General features: G+C 35.7%; 1 protein-coding gene. It reads left to right on the top strand.

From position 1 onward, the window contains the following. The coding region (locus tag B4C08_RS00190; RefSeq protein ID WP_349675596.1) for an SDR family NAD(P)-dependent oxidoreductase at positions 1 to 437 on the top strand (437 nt) is incomplete at both ends.

Below are 437 nucleotides of genomic sequence, written 5' to 3'. Positions count from 1 at the left end.
TTTTTTCATCGAATGATATTTTTATAGTAACAGGTGCAAGTTCAGGAATTGGTAAAGCAGTAGCTCTTAAACTGATTGAAGAAGGCGCAAAAGTTGTTGCAATTGGTCGTAATGAAGAAAAACTTGCCGCTCTTAAATTTGAGTGTATAAATTCTGAGCATTGTTTTATTGAAAAAGTAGATTTAAACGAGCATCTTTCAGATATGCCATTATTTTTGCAAAGTTTGAAAGAAAAATATGGAAAGTTTACAGGTCTTGCTTATTGTGCTGGTTCAATTTTGCTAAAACCTGCGAGTGCTATAAGTTATGATGAAGCATCAGATTTGTTCAATATAAACTATTTTGCACCTGTTATGATGTTAAAAAGTTTTTGTGATAAACGCATCTGCATAGGTCGAGGGGCGTCTGCTGTGGCGGTCGCCTCAGCAGACGCCTTT

This window comes from Treponema sp. UBA753, from assembly GCF_002297325.1.
GTDB lineage: Bacteria > Spirochaetota > Spirochaetia > Treponematales > Treponemataceae > Treponema_D.
This window is presented reverse-complemented; position numbering and strand designations above follow the sequence as displayed.